The organism is Pseudomonas sp. B34(2017) (genome assembly GCF_002112915.1).
GTDB lineage: Bacteria > Pseudomonadota > Gammaproteobacteria > Pseudomonadales > Pseudomonadaceae > Aquipseudomonas > Aquipseudomonas pharyngis.
The window spans coordinates 467,121-483,116 of the sequence record NZ_NEJA01000001.1 but is presented as its reverse complement, the minus strand read 5'-3'; the positions used below and the strand labels follow the sequence as shown (position 1 = coordinate 483,116).

Genomic DNA, 15,996 nt, shown 5'->3' with positions numbered 1-15,996 from the left:
CCAATAAATAGCAAAATATAGTGAAATCTAAGGGTGTATAGGGATATCTGCTATACAACGATATATTCGTGTAGAGACAAGCATTTGTGAGGCTTTCATGGATCCATACCGTAATCCATTCGCTCCAGGCGCAGGCAGCAGACCGCCTGAGTTGGCAGGACGCGACACAATCCTTGAGGCAGCCAGGATTTCATGTGGGCGAGCCATCAACGGACGAAGCGCCCGATCCATCATGCTTCTTGGATTGAGAGGCACGGGTAAAACGGTACTGCTGAACGAGATTGGAAAAATTGCGAGGGAAGAGGGACTTCTCGTTTCAAAAGTAGAGGCTCCGGAGCGTGAAAGTCTTGCACGCCTTCTCTTTCCTGAAATGCGGAAAGTCATGCGCTCACTTTCTGCAGTAGAAACTGCCAAGCAAATTGCGACCCGTGGACTGAATGGTTTGCGCGGTTTCGCCTCTATTTTCAAGATCGATATCGCAGGCGTGGAGATTGGTGTCGAACCGGAGCCAGGATTCGCTGACAGCGGGGATCTTCAATACGATCTTCCAGACCTTTTTGCCGTGATAGGTCAAGCCGCGCAAGCTGCAGGCAAAGGCTGGATTCTTCTGATTGATGAAGTTCAGTACCTTTCCGAAGCAGATTTATCTGCGCTTATTGTGTCGATCCATCACATGTCTCAAGAAGGGCTGCCGGTACTTCTCGTCGGTGCTGGTCTTCCCCAGGTTGCTCGTTTGGCAGGCGAAGCAAAATCCTACGCAGAGCGGCTTTTTCTATACCCTGCGGTTGATGCGCTTGATCAAGTATCTGCAATTCAAGCAGTTCAGAAGCCAATCGCGGATGAGGAGGCTTCGATCGAACTCGCAGCACTTGGCAATATTGTTGATCGGACGAGAGGGTATCCTTTCTTCCTTCAAGAGTGGGCATCCACTGCTTGGAACAACGCTGAAGGACCTGAAATCACAGTCGAAGATGTGGACCATTCATACGCGGAGACGTTGGCTTCTCTTGATGCGGGCTTTTTCAGGGTGCGCATTGATCGACTGACAAAGTCGGAAGTGCAGTTCGTGAAGACGATGTCGGAGCTCGGGGATGGCCCCTATGCAATGGCCGATATTGCGAAAGCGATGGGGCGTACACAGTCATCGCTTGGTCCGACTCGTGCCAACATAATCTCTAAAGGAATGATCTACAGCACAGATCACGGCTACTTGAATTTCACCGTCCCACTTTTTGCGGAATATATGCGTCGACAAGGATGAACCGGTCTCAGACGCGAGACTGAGACCAGAATGCGCGACTGATCCCGCGTGAAAGTGGAAACCGCTGGCTGCTTCTAACTCCAACAGTTTGGGGCTTATCTCGGTTTAGTCGGGATAACTCACAATTAAATGGAGTTAGCTGCAGTTGAGGTTACGCGTGCACCATTGTTGAGTGTGTTCTGATTCATTCGGCTTGCTCCAGATCCCAGACACAAAAAACCGGTCATCAAGACCGGTTGGATGCAGGGGGGATACTACTGCGGCACCGCGAACACCGCACTGGCACGGGCAACCATTCGATCACCGACATGCAACCCAACAGTGGCAAACGCCAGCTGCCGTCCTTTTTTGGAGTGCTCAACGCGTACCTCAAGCCACTCATTGATCTGCACCGCGCTGAGATAGTCCAGTGTCATACTCGCCGTGATCAATGGCAGGGGAGGGTCGCTGGAGAATGCCATGGCGTAACCCATGCCGACATCCGCCAAAGTCGCCAATACACCGCCATGCAACGTGCCCCGTCCGTTGGCATGTCGTGAGTCTGTCCGCAGACCGATTTCAAGTTGCAAGCCACTGCCTCTGGTATAGATCGGGCCAAGCAAGTCGAGCAGCGGACTGCTGCGGGTCAGCGGAGTGAAGCCCTCGGGAATAGCGGTGTCGTTCATGGTCGATCCCTCTTCCGGTTGGTTACCAGCTTATTTAGCCTGGATACGGAGCGTTGCTTATGAGGGTTTAATCCTGATTTCGCCGTCGGAGAAGGATCATGCGTATGGGGAATTTGCAGCGATAAGCTGATCACGATGGAGCAGTAGGGGGCAGGGTTGTTTCGACGGTAGCGATCTTTGGATTTACTAATGAAAACTCAAATCCCGGACACAAAAAAACCGGCCATCAAGGCCGGTTTTTTCTGTTTGCGCATCCCCCGTCAAACCACAACGCAGGACATAAATTCGATTGGAGCGGGTGAAGGGAATCGAACCCTCGTTATCAGCTTGGGAAGCTGGAGTAATGCCATTATACGACACCCGCTCAGAGCGGCTGACTTTGTACCAGACTCGGCCACGGATTTGAAGTTTTCTTTGCACGCGAACTACGGAAAGTCCTGAAACAGAGCCGAAATCGGTCAATCGCGGGCAAGCGCTGCGGGCTGGAGGACGGCTGAATCTCAGCCTCGCAGGCTTGCTCGCGACGACACTGTTTCAAATGGCCAATGCATGGTGATCCTGGACAAACTGGTAACGCGTTCGGCTGGCCTGTTGCGCCGGTTTCAGGAAACCGAGCAGGGCGTTCTGGCTGTCCCGGCAGGCGGATTTGTGTTCCATGTCGAGGAAGTGCCCGGTGGCCTGCAGGGTAGTGAAGGTGCTCTGCGCGACATGGTTGCCGAACAGTCGGGCGTCTTCGGCGGCGGTGTATTCGTCCCATTCGCCGTTCAGGAACAGCACCGGTACGTTGATTTTCTTCGCCGCGTTCAAATAGCACTGACGGTCGCTGTGCAGCACGTCGTTGATGTGGAAATGCATCTGCCCGTATTCGTGCTCGGCCAGGCTGCTGACGTGGCGATAGTTGAAGCGCTTGAACAGCGACGGCAGGTGTTTGCCGATGGTGTCGTTGACGAGGTGCCCGACTCGGTCGCCGTCGCGTTTGCCGAGGCATTCGACGCCGCGTTCGAGGTAATCAAGCATGTGCGCGTTGATTACTGGCGAGAACGAGCTGATCACGGCTTTTTCAATGCGCCGAGGCTGATGCGCGAGGGCGACCATGGTCGCAGCGCCGCCCCAGGAGAACGACAGCACGTGTTCGGCCGCGAAGTGATCGATCAGCTCCAGCAGGATCAGACCTTCGACTTCTTTCGTCAGATGTTTCTCGTGGCGGTTGTGGACTTTCGACTTGCCCGCGTAGGGCTGGTCGTAGCAGACCACGTTGAATTGCGGGTGCAGATTTTTCACGGTTTGTGCAAACGACGCAGTCGTGGCCATCGAGCCGTTGACCAGGATGATGGTCTTTTCTGCGGCGTCTGCGCGATAGAACTCCGTGTAAACCCGATACTGACCCTGTATATCCAGCACAGCGATTTCTGGCCTCATGTCATAAGACTCCTGGCAAGCAAGCGGGTATGCGCGCAAATGAGATTGCACGAGCTTTGTGACAGGTAGGCATATGCCTGGAATTTTGTGGCCCATGTCGATCCGGTACGGCAGGTCGACGGGTGTTGTTATTGGCGGGCAGTCTGCCGGCTGAGGCGCAGCCCTTGAGGGCTGTCTACCGACAAAAAGTTTCTTGGATGTTATGTGTGACTCATCGGTCACAATTTGGCCGACGACCTGATTCAAGCAGGGGGATCCGGATCGCGCAAGTGCCGTTGGTAAATTGTTCGACAACTTCTGCTGAGCGGTCGGCTGCTTAGAACAAATGAATCTCTTCGGTGCGCAAAGCGCGGTACTCGCCCGGTTTTAGCGCGTGATCGAGCGGCAGCGGGCCCATGGATTCGCGGTGCAGGCGCAGCACTTTGTTGTTGAAGTGGCCGAACATGCGCTTCACCTGATGGTAACGACCTTCGACGATGCTCAACCGCGCAGTTCGCGGGCCGAGCACTTGCAGCTGCGCCGGTTGGGTGGTCAGGTCCTCAAAGGCGAAGTAGATCCCCTCGGCGAACTTGATCGCATATTCCGGGCCGATCTCCTGTTCGGTCTCGACGTAATAGACCTTCGGCAGTTTGGTCTGCGGCTGGGTCAGGCGCCGCGACCAGTTGCCGTCATTGGTGATCAACATCATCCCGGTGGTGTTGAAATCCAGCCGCCCGGCGATGTGCAGGTCGTCTTTGTCCGGCTCGTGGATCAGGTCGAGCACGGTCGGATGCTCGGGATCGCGGGTGGCGCTGACGCAGCCCTGCGGTTTGTACAGCATGAAGTAGCGCGCCGGTTTGCCGGGTTGCAGCACTTCGTCGTCGACCTCCACGCGGCTGAACTCAAGGACTTCGCTGTGGGGATCGCTGACGACTTTTCCGTCAATGCGCACGCGCTTTTCCACCAGCAACAGGCGAACCTGCTTACGGTTGTAGCGGGGCAGGTTACTCAGGAAACGGTCGACGCGCATGATCAGGAATCGGCAGGAAGCGGGCCGCGCATCTTACGGGATCGACGGCCTGGCCGCTTGCAGTTGCGCCTCGACCTGAGCGCAGCGTGGGCACAGGCAGGACTTGTCACGCAGTTCCGCCGGCAGGGCTTCGAGCACTGCCGGGTCAATGGAAACACCGTAGCACCAGCAGGCACGGTCGGCGGTGCGCGGGTCGGCCAGGGTGCAGTCGTTGCGCGCGCCGCAGGCCGGGCAGAGGTCAGGTTTGTTCATGAGTGTCAGGCATAGGTCGAGTGAGGCATTTCCACGCAGGTGCGGTTACGGCCGGTCTGTTTGGCCCGGTACATCGCATGATCGGCCCGGGACAGCAGACTGTGCAAGGTGTCATCCGGTTGCAGGGTGGTGGCGCCGATGCTGACCGTCAGATTCAGGCTGTGACCGTTGTAGGCATATTCATGCTGTTCGACGTGCTGGCGGATCTTCTCGGCAATCTTCTGACCGGTCTCGCCGTCGGTGTCTTTCAACAGAACGATAAATTCCTCACCGCCCCAACGGCAGACGATGTCGGAATGCCGCAGGCAACTTTGCAGGTCCCGGGCGAACCCGATCAGCACCTGATCGCCGGCCATGTGCCCGTAGGTGTCGTTCAAAACCTTGAAGTGGTCCAGATCCAGCAGCAGCGCGGTCAGCGGTTTCGGCTCACGGTGCGCTTCGTGCAGCGCTTGCACGGCGAGCAGGTCGAAGCCGCGGCGGTTGGGCAGTTCGGTGAGGCTGTCGAGGGTGGCCTGGGCGTGGATTTTTTCCTGATAGCGGCGGATCAAGCGGTTGACCAGGGCCAGCACGATCAACGTCACCAGCAGGCAGATCAGCAGGTTGAGGTACAGCGACTGGCGGATTTCGCTCAGCGCGCCGTCTTCGCGTTTATCGACAAACAGGTACCAGTTCAGCTCCGGAATGAACCGCACGTTGAGGAAATGCCCCTGGCCATGGGTGGAATATTCATAGCTGCCGCTGTGGGGTTTGGGCAATTGGCTGACCAGGCCTTTCATGCTGTCGAGGTCGGTCAGGCTTTTCCCGACCCGCGCACTTTCCGGCCCGCCCTCGGCGCCGGTCAGCACCAGTCGGCCGAAGGTGTCGACGAAGTACACACTGCGTTGATAGCGCTGCTGGTACTTGTCGATCAGCTTGATCACCGCATCCACCGTCAGCCCCACGCCAGCGGCGCCGATGAAGCGATTGTTGTAGTCGTAGACCTTGTAGTTGATGAAGAAGGTCATGTTGTCTTTGTTGGCCAGGTCCGGGTCGACGTTGATCTCGTACGGATCCTTCATGTCGCGCACCCGGAAGTACCAGGCGTCGCGCGGCTCGTCGATTTTCACCTGCTTGAGCACGCCCTTGGCGTGGTAGTAAGTGTGGGTGCTGTTGGACACGAAGAACGCGGTGTAGGCGCCGTAGTGGGTCATGACCTCGTCGAGGTAGCGGGTCATCTGGTCGCTGTCTTTCTCGCCGTTCACCACCCAGTCGCGCATGAAGGTGTCGCGGGACATCATCGAGGAAATCAGGATCGGTCTGACGAGGTCTTTCTGGATTTCCGAGTACACCGTGTCGGATGTCAGCGGCAGTTCGGTGTTGACGATGTTGTCGCGGATCGACGCCCGTGAGGCGTAGTAGCTGAGCAGCGAGGTGGCGAGGAAACCTGCGCCGAGCAGGGCGATCAGGGTCAGTACCAGCGAACGTTGGGAGTGAAACGCAGATCTGAGCGGCATTGGCAATTCCGTTGACAGTGACCCGATGGGCAGCATTCTAGTGGCACGGCGGGGAAAAGACTGCGGGATTTGTGCCTGAAATGCGGGGGGATCAGCCGGGCAGGGGTGTCTGGAGAATGGCTCGCTCATCCAGCCCCCTCCCGGAACGAAAGGAGGCCGGTTTTCGAATCAGTTTCCGGTTTGCAGATACGCGCGCCACCCACCCAAGTGGCTGATATCGATTGCACCTTCCAGGCCGTAGGGTTCGCAGATGAAACCGCTCTCCCAGCGGCCATCCGCCAGTTGCACCTTGCCCAGGCCCAGCGGCGCCGGGATGCCGGTCAGGAACGAGCCCAGCTCACGGCTCGGCAATTCCCAGACTTCCACCTCGATGGCCACGCCACCGTCGGCCACGCGCAGCATGCCGGGGCGCAACGGCGGGCCACCGGCCAGGGCATAGAGTTTGTAGTCCTTCGAGCTGTAAGTGGCCTCGATCAGGCGTGCGCCGCGTTGCCGCAACTGCCAGTTCAGGGCCAAACCGTCCAGATGCGCACCGCAGACCACCAGTCGCGCACGGTCATGGCGCGCCGGGTTGTTCGGCGTCGGCAGCGCACGATCCTGCTGGCGCTGCAAGGCATCGGCCACGCCCAGCAGATACTGATCGGTGAACGCCCGGCCAAACAGCGTCACACCCCACGGCAGCCCGTTGGCCATGAAACCGCTGGGCACGGCGACGGCGGCGTAATCGAGCAGGTTCATGAAGTTGGTGTAGTAGCCCAGTTCGGAATTGCGCAGCACCGGTTCGGCGTCGAGTTCCGCCAGCGTCACCGGACGACCGATAGTAGGCGTGAGCACGCAGTCGAGTCCTTCCAGCGCTTTATCGCAAACGGCTTTCAGCGCTTGCAGGCGGTATTGCGCACGGAACGTCTGCACGCCGCTGACGGCCGGTGCTTTGGCCAGCACCGCGCGGATCACCGGCAGCACTGCTTCGGGATTTTCTTCCATCAACTCGCCGGCCACGCTGTAGCGCTCGGCCACCCACGGCCCTTCATAGAGCAACCGCGCCGCTTCGAGGAACGGCGACAAGTCCAGTTCGACCGCTTCACCGCCCAGAGCTTTCAGACGGTCGATGGCGTCGCCGAACAGCTGCGGGCCTTCCTCACAGCCGAAAAATTCCAGGTCTTGCGCACGCGGTACACCGAAGCGAAACGGCCGAGGCACACCGAACGCGGAGCCGTCGTTCCATGACGGATTGCTGCGGCTGTATTCGTCCCGTGGATCGAGGCGCGCGGTCAGCGCCAGTAGCTGACTGGCTTCCCGCGCCGTTGCGGTGAACGTGGTGACGCAGTCCAGCGTGCGACAGGCCGGCAGCACGCCGGCGGTGGAGATCAGGCCTTTGCTGGCCTTCAGTCCAACCAGATTGTTCAACGCCGCCGGCACCCGGCCGGAGCCGGCGGTGTCGGTGCCCAACGCGAAACTGGCTACACCGAGCGCCACGGCCAGTGACGAACCGGCGCTGGAGCCGCCCGACGGATACTCCGGCAACACGCTGTTCGGGCAAGCGCCATAGGGCGAACGGCTGCCGTTGAGGCCGGTGGCGAACTGGTCTAGGTTGGTCTTGCCCAGCGGGATCGCCCCCAGCGCCAGCAGTTGCTCGACGATGGTCGCCGAACGCTCCGGCACATAGGCGAACGCCGGGCACGCGGCGGTGGTGGGAATGCCGGCGAGGTCGATGTTGTCCTTGATCGCGAACGGCACGCCATACAACGGCAGGCTGTCGAGGTCGCGACCGTCGAGGGCGGCCAGATACGGTTCCAGTTCTTCGACGCTGAGCAAGTGGATGAACAGGTGGTAGTCCGGGTTCAGCGCCGCCGCTTTGTCCCGCAGCGCCAGCAGCAATTGCCGCGGTGTGGTGTCGCCATTGCGGTAGGCCTGGCGCAGGGCATCGAGTTGCAGATTCATGGGTTGATCCTTTGGCAAATGGTTTCAGTCGAGTTCCAGCACCACGACCCGTTGTCCGGCACGCACCGCCGATCCCGGCTGCACGCGAATGTCCTGCACCACCCCGGCCATGGGCGCGAGCACGGGGATTTCCATCTTCATCGACTCCAGAATCACCAGCACATCACCGGCCGCCACGCGGCTGCCGACCTCGACCTGCACCTGCCAGAGGTTGCCGGCAATGTGGCTGTCGATACTTTGCTGGCCGCTGGTCAGCGGTGTGTCTTCGCTGCTGTCCGGCACGGCTTCTTCGCTGTCGAAGTGCGCCTGGCCACTGGCGATCCAACGTTCGCGCTCCGCCTGGAAGGCACCCTGTTGCTGCGTCCGGAAAGCGTCGATGCTCTCGGCTTCGCGTTGCAGAAAAGCCTGGTAGTCGGCGAGGTTGAGCTGGCTGTGTTCGATGTTCAACTCGAAGCGGCCGAGGGGAAAATCCCGGCGGATGCGCAGCAGTTCTTCGGCGCTGACCGGGTAGAAACGGATCTGATCGAAAAACCGCAGCAGCCACGGTTTGCCGTCGAACGCGGCGACTTCGCGATAGCGGTTCCACATCTGCAAGGTGCGCCCGACAAACTGGTAACCGCCGGGCCCTTCCATGCCGTACACGCACATGTAGGCGCCGCCGATGCCCACCGAGTTCTCGGCGGTCCAGGTGCGTGCCGGGTTGTACTTGGTGGTCACCAGCCGATGGCGCGGGTCGAGCGGCGTGGCGACCGGCGCACCGAGGTAGACGTCGCCGAGGCCCATCACCAGATAGCTCGCGTCGAACACCGTGCGTTGCACCTCGTCGAGGTTGGGCAGGTCGTTGATGCGGCGAATGAACTCCAGGTTGCTCGGGCACCACGGCGCGTCCTTGCGCACGGTGGTCATGTATTTCTCAATCGCCAACTGGCAGGCCGGATCGTCCCAGGACAGCGGCAGATGGACGATGCGCGACGGTACTTGCAAGTCCTGGGCGGCGCACACCGCATCCCATTCACCGGCGACGATGCCGAGCAGATCGGCCAGCGGCAATTGTTCGGGCTGGTAGTGGATCTGCAGCGAACGAATGCCCGGTGTCAGGTCGATCACGCCGTGCAGGTTTTTGCCTTCCAGCGCCTGCATCAGGGCATGGGCGCGAAAGCGCAGGACCAGATCCAGTTCCGGCGCGCCGATTTCCAGCAGCAGATGGGTATCGCCGGATACACGCCCGACCAGCCGCTTGTCGTCCTGACCCAACTCCAGAACCACAGGCGAAACCAAGCCATGTGGGAGCTGGCTTGCCAGCGATGGGGCCCGAGCAGACACCGCGTCAACTTCATCGCTGGCAGGCCAGCTCCCGGAGGCATCCCATTTCAGGGCGAGATCGCGGGCAGTCTTGAGATCGACCGGCTCAAACTGCACCCTGTCCCCGGCCTTCAGTTGCCCGAGCTGCCAGAGATCCGCTTCGATCACGGTCACCGGGCACACGAAACCGCCAAGGCTCGGGCCGTCCGGACCGAGAATCACTGGCATGTCGCCGGTGAAGTCCACCGCACCGATGGCATAGGGGTTGTCGTGAATGTTCGATGGATGCAGCCCGGCTTCACCGCCGTCGGCGCGCACCCATTCAGGCTTTGGCCCGATCAGGCGCACGCCGGTGCGGCTGGAGTTGAAATGCACTTCCCATTGCGTGGCGAAGAACGTGTCGATGTAGTGTTCGGTGAAATATTCCGGCGCGCCGTGGGGGCCGTAGATCACCCGGATCCGGCGCACGGCGGGCAATTCGCTGACGTGATGCGGGGCCAGGGTCTGCCCGACGCTGCGGTCGCTCAGTGGGGCTAGGTGCAACACGTCCCCGGCGCGCAGAGCGCGCCCGCCATGACCGCCGAACTGACCGAGGGTGAAGGTGCTTTTGCTGCCCAGATAATCCGGCACCTGCAGGCCGCCGCGCAGGCACAGGTAGCTGCGGGCGCCAGCGTCGAGCAAACCGCCGAGATGTAACTGGCTGCCTGCTTCAATCAACAGCACGGTGTTCATCGGCACCGCTTCGCCGTCGAGGGCCAGCGCCAACGGTGCCCCGGTCACCGCCACCACCGCGTCGCAATTGAAGCGCAGCAGCGGCCCGTTCATGGTGATTTCCAGTGCCGCCGCGCCTTCGTCATTGCCCAGCAAGCGATTGCCCAGGCGCAACGCGCGGCTGTCCATCGGCCCCGAGGGTGGCACGCCGACCGCCCAGTAACCGAGGCGACCGGGGTAGTCCTGGACGCTGGTCTGGGTGCCGGCGCTCAGCACTTCAAAGGTGTTGGCTCGATACACCAGACCTTCCAGGCAACGGGTCCAGGGCTGGCCGCTGGCGAACGGTGTATCGAGCAGAATCTGCCGCAAGTAGTCGCGGTTGGTTTCCACGCCGTACAGCAGGCTGTCGCCGAGGGCCTGATGCAGATCGGCGCGGGCCTGTTCGCGGGTCGGCGCCCAGCTGATGACTTTGGCGATCATCGGATCGAAGTAGGGCGGGATCTCGCAACCGGCCTCGACCCAGGTGTCGATGCGCAGTTGAATGCCGTTGGCCGCAGGAAACTCCACAGCGGTCAACAGCCCCGGACTCGGCTGGAAATCTCGCCCCGGATCCTCCGCATACAGCCGTGCCTGAATCGCGTGGCCTTGCGGTTTCAGGCCTTCAAATAACTCGGCCAGCGGCGGCAAGTCACCGGCCGCCAACTCGACCATCCAGCGCACCAGATCAACGCCCCACACCTGTTCGGTGACGCCGTGCTCTACCTGCAACCGGGTGTTCACTTCCAGAAAATAGAAGCGCTGCGCATCGCTGTCGAAAACGAATTCGACGGTGCCGGCGCTGCGGTAATTCACCGCTTTGGCCAGTTTGATCGCCGCCGCGCACAGCTCATCCGCCATGCTGTCGGGCAGGTTCGGCGCCGGGGTTTCCTCGAGGACTTTCTGGTTGCGTCGCTGCACCGAGCAGTCGCGCACGCCAAGGGCGATCACTTCGCCATGGCCATCGCCGAACACCTGGACTTCCAGATGCCGTGCACGCTGGATGTACTTCTCGATGAACACTCCGGCATCGCTGAAGTTGTTCTGGCCGAGGCGCTTCACCGCCTCGAACGACTCGCTCAGTTCGCTGGCGTTGCGGCACACGCGCATGCCGATGCCGCCACCGCCAGCGGTGCTTTTGAGCATCACCGGATAACCGACCTCTGCGCCGGCAATCAGCGCGGCGTCGAGGCTGTCGAGCAGTTCGGTGCCTTCGAGCATCGGCACGCCGTGCTGTTTGGCCAGCGCGCGGGCGGTGTGCTTGAGGCCGAACACCCGCAGCTGTTCCGGAGTCGGGCCGATGAAGGCAATGCCCTGGTTGGCGCAGGCTTCGGCGAATGCGGCGTTTTCCGAGAGGAAGCCGTAGCCGGGATGGATCGCTGTGGCACCAGTGGCTTTGGCGATGGCGAGGATCTTTTCGACGGCCAGATAGGTGCCGGCCGCTGCGCCTTCACCGAGGCTGTGGGCTTCGTCCGCTTGCAGGATGTGCAGGCTGGCGGCATCGGCTTCGGAGTACACCGCGACGCCTTCGACGTGCAGTTCACGCAAGGTGCGCAGAATGCGGCAGGCAATCGCGCCACGGTTGGCAATCAGGACTTTTTCGAACATGGAGAAACCCCCGGAGTCCGCGCTGGGTGCGGGCTCGACTGGGAGGCGGGCCGTCCCGCCGTTTTTGTTCAGGCGCCAGGGTCGTCCCCGACGGCGAAATCACTTCACTTTTTCAGGCACTGGCCCGAGCGCGCCTGGCACAGGGCGAAAAGCCAACGGCGCAGACGGGCGAATGTCAGTTCCATACCAGCAGCTCCGCAGGCGTCGGGTTGTAGGCGTTGCACGGGTTGTTCAATTGCGGGCAGTTGGAGATCAGCACGATCACGTCCATCTCCGCGCGCAGGTCGACGTATTTGCCGGGGGCGGAAATCCCGTCTTCGAAGGTCAGGCCGCCCTCGGCAGTCACCGGCACGTTCATGAAGAAATTGATGTTCGGCCCGATGTCACCTTTGCCCAGCCGACCGTCATGGGCGCAGGCGCGCAGGTAGTTGTCGCGGCAGCTGTGCATGTAGCGTTTTTCCAGGGCGTAGCGCACGGTGTTGCTCTCTTGCGCGCAGGCGCCGCCGAGGGTGTCGTGGCGGCCGCAGGTGTCGGCGATGATGGTCAGCATCGGTTTGCCAAGGTTGGAATACAAAACGCTGCCGGTGCTCAGGTATACGCTGTTCTGCCGGCGCAAAGTGCGTTGCACGTCGTAGCGCTCGCGGGGATCGGCGAGGCTGTAGAACAGCGTATCGACCGCCTGGTTGCCCTCAAGGTCGAGGATGCGCAGGGTCTGGCCGGCCTTGACCTCCATCAGCCAGGGTTCGCCGGCCGGGATGGTGGCGCGGTACACCGCAGCGTCGGGTTGTTTTTGCGAAGTGGCGATAGCAACTGACATGGCGATGATCCTCAGGCGAACAAACGGTCGGTGTTGATAAAGCCGCGCTCGTTCTCCGGGCGCGAGGTACGGCAGTGCTCGGCGACGCTGGCGTCGGCGTTCATCCAGCTCAGCTTCAGTGGTTTTGGCGCGTAGTCGGGCGACGGGTCCATCGGGTGTTGCAGGGCAGTGAGGACGACGAGGGTGTCCATCGGTGCATACAGCTCGATGTAATCGCCGGCCTTCGAATGGCCTTCGACGAAATGGAAGCGCCCGGCTTCATCGACGTTGACCCGGCTGAACAGGTTGAGGGTCATCAGCAGGTCGGACAGGCCCAGCCCCCACTTGCCGAGTTCCACCAGCAGGTTGTCGGTGCCGTTGCGAAAGAAGCCGTTGCGCAGTTCCTGATAGCGGCCCTGACCGTATTTTTCCGTGACTTCCTCGGCGCACAGCACACCGCCGAGGCTGTCGCTCCAGCCGCAGGTATCCGCCGTGATTGCCGCCAGCACGCGGCCCATGTCCGAGTACAGGCAATGGCCGGTGGTGAGCTTGGCGGTGTGTTGGCATTTGAGGCTGTCGGGCAGGTTCAGGCGTTCGGTTTTTTCGTTGGCGTTGAGCAAGGTCAGGCTGACGTTGGCCCCACCGCGCAGGTCGGTCAGACGCAGCAGTTGCCCGCGCTTCAAGACGAAGGAGCGGTGGCCGCCGCCGGGCAGGGTTTCTTCGGCGAAGGGTGGAAACAGTTGGGTCGAATCAGTCATGGGAGCAGTCCTCTCAGGCAATACGAAGCGTGCCGGCCAACGCGGCGGGCAGGGCGTCGACGGCGGCGCGTTGGGCGCGACGGTCGCTGTTCAAAGGGATGTCGTAGGTGATGCGGGCGCCATAGGCGCCGGGGGCGTGCGGGTCGAGGCGGACCTTGTCGAACACCAGCAGGCGAGTGCCGAGGCTGAAGCCTTCGGACAGGTCGTGGGTGACCATGAACACGGTCAGTTGCGTTTCGCGCCACAGCTCCAGCAGCAGCGCGTGCATGTCCTTGCGAATGCCCGGATCGAGCGCGCCGAACGGTTCGTCGAGCAGCAAAACCCGCGGTTTCATGATCAGCGCCTGGGCGATCGCCAGCCGCTGTTGCATGCCGCCGGAGAGCTGCGCGGGGTACTTGTCCAGCGCATGGCCGAGGCCGACTTTTTGCAGCAGCGCCGAAGCCTGTTCGCGGGCGTCTTTTTTCGCGCTGCCGAACAAGCGCCCGAGCAGTGGCGCCCGGGGCAGTTCGAGGCCGAGGGCGACGTTGTCCAGCACGCTCAGATGCGGGAACACCGAGTAGCGCTGGAACACCACGCCACGGCTGGCATCCGGCTCGCGCGCCAGTGGCTGACCGTCGAGCAGAATCTCGCCGCGACTGGCAGTTTCCTGCCCCAGCAGCAGGCGCAGGAAGGTCGACTTTCCGCAGCCCGAAGCACCGACCAGCGTGCAGAACTCGCCCTCGTTGACGTTGAGGTTCAAGCCTTCGAGCACCACTTGGTCGGCGTATTGCTGCCAGACGTTTTTCACCGTGATGAAGCTCATTTGGCGGCCCCCTCATACCAGGGGAATGCCCGACGGGTCAGGTATTTGAGGCCCCAATCCATCAGCCAGGCGAGCAGGGTGATCCAGACCACGTACGGCAGGATCACCTCCATCGCCAGGTAACGGCGCACCAGGAAAATCCGGTAGCCCAGACCGTCGGTGGAGGCGATGGCTTCGGCGGCGATCAGGAACAGCCACGCCGAACCGAGCATCAGCCGCAGCGAGATCAGCAGACGCGGCAACAGTTGCGGCAGCACCACACGCAGCATCAATGTCCAGGTCGAGGCGCCGAGGGTCTGGGCCTTGATCAGCAGTTCGACGGGGATGTCCCGGGCCCGTTGTTCCAGATCACGGGCGAGGGCCGGGGTGATACCGATCACGATCAGCATCACTTTCGACAGCTCGCCGAGGCCGAAGACGATGAACAGAATCGGCAGAATCGCCAGCGGTGGCACCATCGACAGCACCGTCAGCAATGGCGACAACGGTGCGCCGAACAGCGGCAGGGTGCCGGCGGCCATGCCCAGGCATAACCCGGCCAGTGCCGCGATGCCGAGCCCGATGGCCAGGCGTCGCAGGCTCGACGCGGTGTCTTGCCAGAGCAGGTATTCACCGGTGCGGCTGTCGGCGTTGAAGGCCAGGCGTTTCACCGCATCGGTCATCTGCACCGCACTGGGCAGCAGCTTGTCGTTGGGATTGTCCGCCAGGCGTTCGGCCGAGCCCATAAAATAGGCGAACAGCACCAGGGCGAACGGCAGGATCACCAGCAACAGGCGACTCGGGCGATCCGGGTGGCGATTGATCAGGCGCATGGCCAAATCCTCCGTGGCTTACAGCTTGGCGTCAGCGGCCATCTGCACGTAGGTCGGATCGAAACGCAGCTTGAGGTTGCCGGTATCGCCGCTGGTCACGCCGTTGGCGAACGCCATGCCGACCGCGCTGGTGTCTTTCGCGCCTTCACCGAGCAAACCGTGCTGGAACGAGAACTCGGCGACCCTGCGCATGGTTTCCGGCAGTTGCTTGCTGGTGGCAAACGCCAGGGCTTCTTTCGGTGTGGCGAACAGTTTGGTGGTGTCCAGTTGCGCCTGGAATCCGGCCAGGTCGGTGCCCGAGGCCTTGGCCATGTGCTCCAGCGCGGCTTTGCTCGCAGCGTTTTTCGCGTTCATCAACTCGACCACTTCGAACCAGGCACCGGTCAGTGCCTTGCCCAGCGCCGGGTTGTCTTTGAGGGTGGCGCTGTTGACCACCATCATGTCCATGATTTCGCCGGGGATCTGGCTGGAGTTGAAGACTTCGGTCACGCCCGGTTTGGCCTTGATGTCCGAAAGCATCGGGTTCCAGGTGGTGACGGCGTTGACCTGTTCGGTGTTGAAGGCGGCGGAAATGTCGGCGTCGGAGGTGTTGACCACTTTCAGGTCTTTTTCGGTCAGATCGACCGAGTCCAGCGCGCGGGCCAGCAGGTAATGCGAGACCGACAGTTCGACCAGGTTGACGTCCATGCCCTTGAGGTCGGCGACTTTCTTGCCTTCGCCCTTGAGGACGATGCCGTCGTTGCCGTTGGAAAAGTCGCTGACGATCAGCGCGGTGCTGTCGACGCCGCCAGCGGCCGGAATGGTGAGGGCATCCATGTTGGTCATGGTGCAGCCATCGAACTGGCCGGCGGTGTATTGATTGATCGACTCGACGTAATCGTTGAGTTGCACGACATCAATCTTGATCCCGTACTTCTTCGCCCATTTGTCGACGATGCCCTGGCTGCCGGCGTATTCCCATGGCATCCAGCCGGCGTAGATCGTCCAGCAGACGCTGAAGTGGTCTTTCTGCGCGGCGGGGGATTGAGTGCTGATAAACGCGGCGAACGCGGCGGCGAGCAGGGCGGGCAAACGTAGTCGGGACATGGTGGCTTCTCCAGTTGATCGAGGGCGGACAGGAAGGCAACGCGG

13 protein-coding genes and 1 tRNA gene are annotated in these 15,996 nt (G+C 61.3%); 1 reads left to right on the top strand and 13 read right to left on the bottom strand.

The window, feature by feature from the left end; all coding sequences use genetic code 11:
* Nucleotides 1-97: 97 nt before the first annotated feature.
* A complete protein-coding gene (locus CAF80_RS02300) occupies nucleotides 98-1,261 on the top strand; it encodes an ATP-binding protein (RefSeq protein WP_085666783.1) in 1,164 nt (387 codons plus the stop codon).
* A gap of 254 nt (nucleotides 1,262-1,515) precedes the next feature.
* Here CAF80_RS02300 and CAF80_RS02295 read toward each other — a convergent pair whose 3' ends face one another.
* From CAF80_RS02295 to CAF80_RS02235, 13 genes are all read right to left on the bottom strand, one after another.
* Complete coding sequence (locus tag CAF80_RS02295; protein WP_039772722.1) at nucleotides 1,516-1,926, bottom strand: PaaI family thioesterase; 411 nt, start codon at nucleotides 1,924-1,926, stop codon at nucleotides 1,516-1,518.
* A gap of 290 nt (nucleotides 1,927-2,216) precedes the next feature.
* Nucleotides 2,217-2,290: transfer RNA gene (locus CAF80_RS02290), tRNA-Gly, on the bottom strand.
* Nucleotides 2,291-2,460: 170 nt separating this feature from the next.
* Nucleotides 2,461-3,345 (bottom strand): alpha/beta fold hydrolase, encoded by an 885-nt coding sequence (locus tag CAF80_RS02285; protein WP_011332879.1) that lies wholly within the window; start codon nucleotides 3,343-3,345, stop codon nucleotides 2,461-2,463.
* Between the two features lie 316 nt (nucleotides 3,346-3,661).
* Complete coding sequence (locus tag CAF80_RS02280; RefSeq protein ID WP_085666782.1) at nucleotides 3,662-4,354, bottom strand: pseudouridine synthase; 693 nt, start codon at nucleotides 4,352-4,354, stop codon at nucleotides 3,662-3,664.
* Nucleotides 4,355-4,387: 33 nt separating this feature from the next.
* The gene (locus tag CAF80_RS02275; protein ID WP_085666781.1) at nucleotides 4,388-4,606 is read right to left on the bottom strand and encodes a cysteine-rich CWC family protein; all 219 of its coding nucleotides are present in this window, start codon (nucleotides 4,604-4,606) and stop codon (nucleotides 4,388-4,390) included.
* A gap of 5 nt (nucleotides 4,607-4,611) precedes the next feature.
* Nucleotides 4,612-6,099 (bottom strand): sensor domain-containing diguanylate cyclase, encoded by a 1,488-nt coding sequence (locus CAF80_RS02270; protein ID WP_085666780.1) that lies wholly within the window; start codon nucleotides 6,097-6,099, stop codon nucleotides 4,612-4,614.
* 168 nt (nucleotides 6,100-6,267) lie between these two features.
* Nucleotides 6,268-8,040 carry an allophanate hydrolase gene (gene atzF / locus CAF80_RS02265; RefSeq protein ID WP_085666779.1) on the bottom strand — a complete coding sequence of 591 codons (1,773 nt, stop codon included), beginning with the start codon at nucleotides 8,038-8,040 and terminating at the stop codon, nucleotides 6,268-6,270.
* A 24-nt stretch (nucleotides 8,041-8,064) separates the two neighbouring features.
* Nucleotides 8,065-11,697, bottom strand: a complete 3,633-nt coding sequence (gene uca, locus CAF80_RS02260) for an urea carboxylase (protein ID WP_085666778.1) — start codon at nucleotides 11,695-11,697, stop codon at nucleotides 8,065-8,067.
* A 175-nt stretch (nucleotides 11,698-11,872) separates the two neighbouring features.
* A complete protein-coding gene (locus CAF80_RS02255) occupies nucleotides 11,873-12,514 on the bottom strand; it encodes an urea amidolyase associated protein UAAP2 (RefSeq protein ID WP_085666777.1) in 642 nt (213 codons plus the stop codon).
* Between the two features lie 11 nt (nucleotides 12,515-12,525).
* Nucleotides 12,526-13,251 carry an urea amidolyase associated protein UAAP1 gene (locus CAF80_RS02250; RefSeq protein WP_085666776.1) on the bottom strand — a complete coding sequence of 242 codons (726 nt, stop codon included), beginning with the start codon at nucleotides 13,249-13,251 and terminating at the stop codon, nucleotides 12,526-12,528.
* 13 nt (nucleotides 13,252-13,264) lie between these two features.
* Complete coding sequence (locus tag CAF80_RS02245; RefSeq protein WP_085666775.1) at nucleotides 13,265-14,053, bottom strand: ABC transporter ATP-binding protein; 789 nt, start codon at nucleotides 14,051-14,053, stop codon at nucleotides 13,265-13,267.
* The gene (locus tag CAF80_RS02240) at nucleotides 14,050-14,865 is read right to left on the bottom strand and encodes an ABC transporter permease (RefSeq protein ID WP_085666774.1); all 816 of its coding nucleotides are present in this window, start codon (nucleotides 14,863-14,865) and stop codon (nucleotides 14,050-14,052) included. Before CAF80_RS02240 ends, CAF80_RS02245 begins: the two co-directional genes overlap by 4 nt.
* Nucleotides 14,866-14,883: 18 nt before the next feature.
* The gene (locus tag CAF80_RS02235) at nucleotides 14,884-15,951 is read right to left on the bottom strand and encodes a putative urea ABC transporter substrate-binding protein (RefSeq protein ID WP_064594093.1); all 1,068 of its coding nucleotides are present in this window, start codon (nucleotides 15,949-15,951) and stop codon (nucleotides 14,884-14,886) included.
* Nucleotides 15,952-15,996: the final 45 nt, after the last annotated feature.

Coding starts and splice junctions, on each gene's coding strand:
- CAF80_RS02300 (WP_085666783.1), top strand. CDS start 98: ATGGATCCATACCGTAATCCATTCGCTCCAGGCGCAGGCAGCAGACCG.
- CAF80_RS02295 (WP_039772722.1), bottom strand. CDS start 1,926: ATGAACGACACCGCTATTCCCGAGGGCTTCACTCCGCTGACCCGCAGC.
- CAF80_RS02285 (WP_011332879.1), bottom strand. CDS start 3,345: ATGAGGCCAGAAATCGCTGTGCTGGATATACAGGGTCAGTATCGGGTT.
- CAF80_RS02280 (WP_085666782.1), bottom strand. CDS start 4,354: ATGCGCGTCGACCGTTTCCTGAGTAACCTGCCCCGCTACAACCGTAAG.
- CAF80_RS02275 (WP_085666781.1), bottom strand. CDS start 4,606: ATGAACAAACCTGACCTCTGCCCGGCCTGCGGCGCGCGCAACGACTGC.
- CAF80_RS02270 (WP_085666780.1), bottom strand. CDS start 6,099: ATGCCGCTCAGATCTGCGTTTCACTCCCAACGTTCGCTGGTACTGACC.
- atzF (WP_085666779.1), bottom strand. CDS start 8,040: ATGAATCTGCAACTCGATGCCCTGCGCCAGGCCTACCGCAATGGCGAC.
- uca (WP_085666778.1), bottom strand. CDS start 11,697: ATGTTCGAAAAAGTCCTGATTGCCAACCGTGGCGCGATTGCCTGCCGC.
- CAF80_RS02255 (WP_085666777.1), bottom strand. CDS start 12,514: ATGTCAGTTGCTATCGCCACTTCGCAAAAACAACCCGACGCTGCGGTG.
- CAF80_RS02250 (WP_085666776.1), bottom strand. CDS start 13,251: ATGACTGATTCGACCCAACTGTTTCCACCCTTCGCCGAAGAAACCCTG.
- CAF80_RS02245 (WP_085666775.1), bottom strand. CDS start 14,053: ATGAGCTTCATCACGGTGAAAAACGTCTGGCAGCAATACGCCGACCAA.
- CAF80_RS02240 (WP_085666774.1), bottom strand. CDS start 14,865: ATGCGCCTGATCAATCGCCACCCGGATCGCCCGAGTCGCCTGTTGCTG.
- CAF80_RS02235 (WP_064594093.1), bottom strand. CDS start 15,951: ATGTCCCGACTACGTTTGCCCGCCCTGCTCGCCGCCGCGTTCGCCGCG.